Source organism: Chryseobacterium pennae, assembly GCF_003385515.1.
GTDB classification, from domain to species: domain Bacteria; phylum Bacteroidota; class Bacteroidia; order Flavobacteriales; family Weeksellaceae; genus Chryseobacterium; species Chryseobacterium pennae.
The window spans coordinates 1-8,437 of record NZ_QNVT01000054.1; the positions used below are offsets into that span (position 1 = coordinate 1).

Annotated in this window: 5 protein-coding genes; all 5 read right to left on the reverse strand. The window is 35.0% G+C overall.

Features of this window, described 5'->3' with window-relative positions:
• Positions 1 to 1,083 (reverse strand): DUF6443 domain-containing protein (locus DRF65_RS27895; RefSeq protein ID WP_228438998.1); only part of this gene is annotated, 1,083 nt, incomplete at its 3' end.
• 5 nt (positions 1,084 to 1,088) lie between these two features.
• Positions 1,089 to 4,196: an RHS repeat domain-containing protein gene (locus DRF65_RS27900; RefSeq protein ID WP_123947452.1), complete on the reverse strand. Its 3,108-nt coding sequence runs from the start codon at positions 4,194 to 4,196 to the stop codon at positions 1,089 to 1,091.
• 12 nt (positions 4,197 to 4,208) lie between these two features.
• Positions 4,209 to 5,825, reverse strand: a complete 1,617-nt coding sequence (locus tag DRF65_RS27905; protein ID WP_115973976.1) for a T9SS type A sorting domain-containing protein — start codon at positions 5,823 to 5,825, stop codon at positions 4,209 to 4,211.
• Between the two features lie 419 nt (positions 5,826 to 6,244).
• Entirely contained in the window at positions 6,245 to 6,739 is a 495-nt protein-coding gene (locus DRF65_RS27910; protein ID WP_115973977.1) for a hypothetical protein, read from the reverse strand.
• A 24-nt stretch (positions 6,740 to 6,763) separates the two neighbouring features.
• Positions 6,764 to 7,960: a hypothetical protein gene (locus tag DRF65_RS27915; protein WP_123947453.1), complete on the reverse strand. Its 1,197-nt coding sequence runs from the start codon at positions 7,958 to 7,960 to the stop codon at positions 6,764 to 6,766.
• Positions 7,961 to 8,437: the final 477 nt, after the last annotated feature.

An 8,437-nucleotide genomic window follows, 5' to 3' on the forward strand; every position in this document is an offset into this window, starting at 1 on the left:
AATCGTCATCCCATTTCTGATAAATCCCTGGGTACTGCGAGGTTCGGTAATGACCAGGTCTTTAATAAGATCCTGTAATACTGCTCTTTTGGCTGTTGATACTAGTACTCCTGTATAGATTGCTCTTCCAAAAATATCATACTTGGTGAGAAGCCATTTACCTTTGGATCCCATTACAGCGTCCTGTGTCAAAATCAACCTGTCTGCTTTATCATACACCATCAATTCCCAGCCTTTACCTGGAAGTTTCTTTTCTACCAGACGGTTTCTGCCATCATAGCGGTATTGGTAGCAGAGATCATTCAGTAAAGGTTCGGCTGTTCCCATGTGAACTGCCTTAGGAGGAATTACAAAGGCTAGCTGGTCATATTCGTTATACACATAGTAAGTATCTAAATACTCGGTAGTAATTTTTCTTACCAGTAAGGTCTGACCCCTTCCATTCTTAAACTCCACGGTTTTATTTCCGTCTTCATCAGTTACTACATTTTTATACAGTGTTCCGGGAGCATAGAAGGAAGTAGCTGAAGCCAGAATAAGCTCGCTTTTGGTAGCTCCGTTCTCCCATGTTGTTTTCGTGGTATACTGATATACTTCATTAACCATATTGGCTTCGTATGAAAATCCTACAGGTTTATTGGCCCAGTCGTTACCGGGCTGAATCTGCTGCATGATTCTGTCCAAAGGTGACTTTTCCAACATCTTTTCTGAATAGATCTTTTCTGACCCATAAATCCCTGGTTGGGTTGCATTGGATAAAGGATTGGTAATAATAGCACCATTCTGGGTTCCTGATTGTGGGACAGGAAGATAATCTTTTGTCTGTCTTCCAAACTGATCATATTCGATGTGAGTGACTACATCTCTTCCCAATGGGGAAGCTTTTACATTCACAACTTGTTTAGGTCTTCCCAAGCCATCGAAATATCCTACTGTTTCAGAAGATTTTGTAGGAACAGATCCATTATAATCCAGATAGGTTTTGGTCTGTATATAATTCTCTGTATTAGGGAGCGGGGTAAGCTGAGCATGCATTGAATGGGTAATCAGCAGCATACTTATGGGGATTAATATTTTTTTCATCAGTTTTAGTTTTTATAATTGTATTTCATTTCCTTCAGGATCTTTCCATTGGCATCAACTACTTTTTCAAGTCTATTGGCCGAATCATAAAGGTAAGTTTCTCTTATCCCAGATGGTGGGGTAATGCTTCTTACTCCAATTAATGGATCATAGCTGTAAGTCGTCACCTGATGCCCGGGCAAGTTGGCTCTGAAAGTTTGAAAGGCATTAAGTAGGTTATTCTCATCATTATTTGCTCCGGCTGCAGCATCCAGATCAGAGGCATTCACGATACTGTCTATAAAAGATTGCTGGATATCAGTTAACCGTATATTTTCAATCTTGGCAATAGGCTGAGTTTTATTATATCCCCAGATGATAACCGTTACAGCACCGTCTTTGGTGGTATACTGTAATAGATTTCCTTTAGAATCATATTGATCATAACTTAATTCTGTAGATCCTACTGAAGGATTCTGAAGATTATAAGACAATACTGAGGTAGGAAGTAATGTAGCAGAGTTATCATATTTGACTTCAGTTTTTGAAATAATTTTTCCGGGATCATTCTGATTCTGTTTTTTAGTGACTGTTGTTCCCAAAGGAATACCTATCATATTGGCATTGATCAATTTTTGAATGTTCTTATCATATGCATATTGATAATCACTTTCTCCCATGCTAGTATCAGGATATTCAATTGCTTGTTTTCTTAGCAAAAGATTTCCATTTTCATAGTTATTAACATTGTATTTATTAGACTCTTTTGTCTCAAGGACGGTGGAACCATTAAATTCTATTGTCTTTTTACTAACTAAGTTATAGTCACTAAAATAAATTTCATATGCCTGGGCTTTAATGACCAGATCCTGATCTCCACTATTTTGCGGACATTTATTTTCATTATTGTACTGTATAGCTCTTACTTTATTATTATTTTGATGAGCTTCATAAATATATTCTTCTTCTTTCAGCTTACTTCCATTCTGATCAAAAAAAGATCTGTTTTTGATATGCCCTCTTTTAAAGCCCATATCAATTTTGGGAAGAAATGTTGTGTAATCTGAATTAATAGTATTTACATATTGTATATTTTTTCCGTCTTCTATATAATTTGAATATTTATTAATGATATGTCCTTTGCCAGTCTCTTTTTCTATCACTGTAGAATATTCAATTTGAGATCCAAAAATATTGGATTGCGGGACTACTGAATTTATACTGAATACAGACTCTTTATATATCGCCCCTGATACAAATCTTGTTTTAAAATCTACATAGTAATATTTGTTATTTTGAAGTAATATACCTGATGAAATATTGGAGTTGATATTATCCTGATATAAATATTCTTTAATCGTTTTATTAGGATCACTCCAATGGGGTGAACTGATTGTTTTTTTGATTCTGACTCCGCCTATAATTCCTGAATTGTTCTCAATATTCAGCATATCATTTACGGATTTTGAATAGGTATGAGGCTCATATTCCAGTAATGTAGTTCCTCCGGTAGGATAGGTGATTTCGCTAAGCATACCATAGTCAACAAACATTAGGTCTGTATTTCTATCTGTGCTGTGTGTATTTGGATTTATACCATAAGGATTACCATTATAATATCCAAAATGATCTACTGACTTAGACAAATAACTTGGAAGGAGTTTAATATTGTATAAAAACGAATATTTTTGATCATTATTTTCTACAGATTGAAGCCATAGCCTATAGGCTTTTTCATCATAAGTAAAATTGATATTTTTAGATATTGGTCCTTCTATATTAATCTTACTCAGCTTACGCCATTTCAATTTGTCTAAAAGACTTTTTGCGTCATATGCCGTATTAATATTGATATTAAAACAAAAATCATAATTAACATCTCCTATCGGATTTATCAAATAATAGAAAGCTTGCCTATAATTATCTATTGCAGGTCCATTATGTACATTAAGCTGTATCCATCTGTTTATTTTTGCTGACAATGGATTCTCTTCATAATCCGGATCATTGGGACGGCTGGGATTATATTTGCGTTTAATAGGGCTGAGGTCATATTTAACAGTTTGAAGTTCTTCGGATAAAAAATTAAGCTTGATTCCGGTTTTTAGTCCATTGATCCTTTTTAGAAAAACCGGAAAAATAAGTTGCCCTTCTGCTAAAACCTCATTAGAAAAACTTGTTCCACTACAAGTGCTTATTAGCCAATCACCTGAGTATTTACCATAACTTAATTGTTGGCGATGGTCATTATAAAAAGTAGCCTGAAAATTACCTCTTTCATAGTCGAAAGAATAAATTTTTTCCCCTAAATTATTATAAACTTCAGCTAAATACCAGGCGTTGGCATTTATCTTACTGTTATATTGATTAAAAAAATCAACATTGGAAAATTCTATAGCATTCATCTGTCCTCCAAAAATGAATTTATTTCCTTTATCATCCAAAATTGTTATTTTTCCAATGTTTTTAACAATCAAGGGATAGGTATTGGAGTCGTTATTACAAAGCCGTTGTGTAGGATAATTCATAGGAATCACGTTGTCATTCATATCAATAGATACCTTAAGGTTATTTTTTGAAGAAACTTTCCATTGTCCATCTTCTCCTAAAAAAAATTTCCCCGAGTAGCCCATAAAATTAAAGGTAAAGATATCCGGTTCCAGATCCTGTTGCCTATCTGATCGTCCTGCATAAGTCGCTAAGTTGATTAGTCGATTGGTATCAGCCCAATTGGCAGTATTTAGTATACTTCTGCTATAATAATATCCAATTTTTGAACTAGGAGTGTCGCTATATTCAGAAGTTATATATTCATCGGAATTAGTTCTTATTTGTCTTGTTATGACTCCTCCTGCTTCCAGCGACCAGTTTTGTCCTACCCAGCCTGAAACATCATTCACTCTTACTCCACCAGTATCATAATTTAAAGCTATATTCAGAGGTATATTTCCCTCATTAAGTGAATATAAAGGAACATTAACATTCGCTCTTCCCGTAAAAAGATTCATATCAATATCTCCGTATTTTCCTAAAGATGCTGCATTAGGAGACTGTACATTTTTTGGCAATTCTAATGTCTGCCCAAACATCATCATAGTTGACAATGTGACTGTCAGACTTATTATTTTCTTCATAATTTTGGTTTTTTATTTCTTAATCAGCTTTGCATTCGCTGTTTTATTATTATCCGTTTTTATCGTCACCAGATAGGCTCCCTGTACCAAAGCCTGGGTATTGATCTTAGTCACTCTGTTCTTTGTTTTCAAATTTTGAAGCTGTCTTCCACTCATATCATACAGCATAATATCAGCCTCTTTAAAATCAAAGCGGATTTCTATGTAAGCATAATCAGATACTGGATTGGGATAGATCTTGATATCATATTTTTCAATCAGATCATTGACCTGTTTATCACCAAGTTTTACAATCTTCCAGTTTTCTTTCCCTAAATCTTTGGCACTGGTTCCTGCCAGAATAATAGAGCCATCTCTGTTGAGTTTCAAATCTGAAAGTCTTTCTTCTTTCTGTCTGGATTCTCCGCTTACATGCTTTCGCCACTGTTCATTTCCGTTTCCATCCAGATACAGCATCCAGAACGTCTCATCATCTTTTTCTATTCTTCCTTCTGCCTGGGTATAACCACCTAACAGAATTCCTTTCGAGGATTTGTCGTCTCCTGAATGGATTACGCTTGCTCCCATCAGAATATCACGGTTTTTGAAATTGTAGGATTTCTGCCACTGTTCATCACCTCTTTCATTTAAGGAAATCAGCCACAGATCGGTTCCTTCTTCAATTCCTACCGTTTTGTTTCCTGATCTTTCGGATCGGGATTCCCCACCGATGATATAACCATTTGAGGTTAAAGACAGGGTTCTGATATGGTCATCTCCTTTACCACCAAAGTTCTTTTCCCATTCTACTTTTCCGTTTTTGTCCAGCTTGATAATCCAGTAATCTCCTTCACCGAAGTTGCTGCTGGCTTTTGGCATCTGGCTAATGGCTGTTGAACTGACAGATCTTTCATCTGAAGATTTACTTTCAGGATTTCTTAATCCTGAACCTTGAACTTCGGAGCTTCTTGAATAAATTCCCAATAATGCTCCACCATCTTTTGTAGGGATCATTTTCTCTACTTCATCCAAACCTTTTCCACCTACTATCAATTGGGATAGTTCTTTTCCGTCTTTGTCGAGTCTGGTGATCCAGACATCTTTGGAGCCATACCCTTGGGAAGAGTTTTGTACATTCCCGGCTACAAAAAATCCAAGATCTGTGCTCTGAATGACTGCCTTGGCTTCTTCATCAGAACTGGTTCCTAATGTTTTCTGCCAGATTTCATCTCCGGATTCACTGATCCGGATCAGCCAGATATCTGAGCCGCCTCTGGAATCTTCTTTCTTATCCAGTCCTTTTCCGGAGTATGAGGTTCCTGCTAAAAGAAATCCTCCCTCCTGAGTGCTGACTGTTGCAGATAAATAATCGTGATTGTTTCCTGAGAAATACTTTTCCCAGACTTCTTCTCCTTGCTTATTGAGTTTAACCAGGTGGAAATCATAGCCGTTGTTTTGCTTGCTTCCCTGTTGAGCTTTATCGCTTTGTATAGAGCTTCCTGTGATAAGATACTGCTGATCGATAGTGGTAGTGACCTGACTTAGGAAATCCTGGGTAGAGGACTTGATATCTTTCTGCCAGAGAACATTCTGGGCAGATACGCCAAGAATTGTGCATACAGTACATGTGCTGAGATAAATCTTTTTCATTCCCGTGTTGTTTTTGAGTTTAATGATAGTTTTAATTTTGCAAATTTAACTTTTTTTAACAGTTTACCTGTTTCATGATAAAGTGATTTAAGGTGATTTTTATCACAATTTAGTGGAGTTAATTTTTGTTTATTTCATCTTGGAACAAAAGTATTTATGCAGTGCGTCAAAGCATGGCGTATTAAATTTTGTTTTAATTTATTTGAAAATGATTGGAATAGAGATTAATCTGCTTTTAAATCATAATACATAAAACTCTTTAAGCTGATTTCGCCCAGTTTTAAAGACAGCCTGACGTTGTAGGTGCAACAATGATGAGTGTCTGCAGGCAATTTAAAATAAAAATGATTGGCACTATAGGTAGAGCCAATCATTTTAAATGTTGTTTTTGAAAATATTAATCCTTCTTTTACAATAGATTATTTAGCAGACCAATCTTTACTGTTATATCCGTTAACTCCTACGAATTTTATTTTTTCTATTTTCATATTCGAGAAAAATTGAGCAAAACTATTATTCCACATTCCATGATGTTGCAGCACCATACTTTTAATTTGAGGAGGAATTTCATCCTGGAAGGTAATTGTAATCCAGGGAATCTGATACTTATTATCTAATGCAGGTTTATCCATATTAGAGTCACAGAAAAATAATCTTAAGATATAATATTTTATACCGGTATCTGTTTTGCTGTCATATGATAAACCAATAATGTTTATATTTTTACTTAATAATTCGTTGTGGAATTGTGAAAAGTTTTGTCCGTAGAATTGTGTTTTATTCGAGGCAATAGTATTCAACTTAGGAACAACACCATTATAAAATGTAATATAATCATTTACTGATTGAGCTTTATACGTATGTATAAAACATATACTTATGAATAGTAAGCTTTTTAAAAATATAGATTTCATATTATTTTTTTCTAAACCATTAAATTATGGACATTTTGATATTTTTATACCCTCTTTAACTCCACTGTATGGAATTGTTACCTGTGTTACTTCTGTATTTATCTTTTTAAGATTTCCATTCACATCTGCTTTAGCGACACTGATGCCAGCATTATATTTATCCAAAATATAAGCCATGGCGACAGCTTTGCTATCATAAGCTTCTCCGGAAGTATTATCATACGTTCCTGATTGATGATATACAAATGCTTTATAGAACTCTATTCCCAATTGGCTGTCTTCTTTAAACGAATGATTTTGAGAATCATAATTTTGATCCTTAGGAAATTGATTAAGAAATTGTCGGGCTAAAGTAGCATTACTAATTACAAGAGCATATACTTCACTTGTTCCTTCATCAGAATTACCATACACAAAACGATATTTCAGGTTAGGGCTGCTAATGGCAAGAGAATTTATCATACCATACAAATCTCCTCCCGAAGGATTACCCCTTCCTCCTGAATGAGAATGGCCATCACCAATGTATGAGGTTGTTAATTGAGAAGTAGGAATTGCTCCACTATCCTCATTCTGCTCTACAGCTGATGTTACTTCATAATCTCCATTAGATTTCTCACCGATAGCAACTGCCCATTCATTGGAAGCTTGAATTTTCCCTTTTAAAACTGCATCCATTTTTTGCTTTATTTCACTGTTTTTTAGAATGGTATTGGCATCACTCATAGAGCTTTCTGCATTTTTGCATGGATTTTGGGAGTTTTCTTCCGGGCTTTCACTACCGCTACCGGTACCTCCATACAAATTGGCACCACCACTCATTCCGCCACCAAAACCTCCGAAGCTTCCATAATCCATGTAAGGTTGATAAATAACATACGAAGGTCCGGGAATACTGTCATAAGCAGTAATTATAATTTCCTGTATAGCTTCTTCCTGTTCAGGTTCTTTTCTTGAAGTTGTTGAGGGTGAATTATAAAAGTTTTGAAACTTTGCTATAACAGCCTGTACTTCGGGCGAATCATTTTTTACTACTATAAAATTTACCCAGTCTCTTTGAGGATTCACCAACCCTATAAGTATGGCATTTACTTTACCGTCTTTTATGATAGGGTAGGCAATTCCTTTTGTGGTATCTCCATAGGTAAGACTTCTCAGATTAAAATAAATATCTCCCACTTCATTATGAAATCTCTCTGTATAAGAAGGGTTTTTACTCATAAACGATTGAATAATCTGTTTAAAAGGTTCATGATAACTTACATACCCGGAGTTACTTTTTTGTGTGATTTTTTGAGAAGGTAAACTGCTCTCAAATCGACTGAAAGCTTCAATCCTCTCTCTTTCAGTTCTTTTTTCTTCTTGTGTTACTTCATCCGTCCTACAAGAGTTGAAAAAGAATAAAACTGTTACTACTAAAAGTAACCGCAAAATAAATTTCCTGTTCATCGGTTCTCTATAATTTTTTTAGGGTGGCTAAAGTAAAAATAATTTTTATTTCACGAAATATAGATTTTATCATGTTCTGAATTGTCTTTATACAAAGGTTTTTCCGGGATACGACAAATCATGTCATATTATAATTTAATTTGTTTTTACGGATCAGTGCTAAAAGTTGTGGAGGAACAAATAAGAGATTAACTTTGAGGATGCATATTCCCGACGAGCTATTAAAATTATTGTTACCTGATTTTTTGG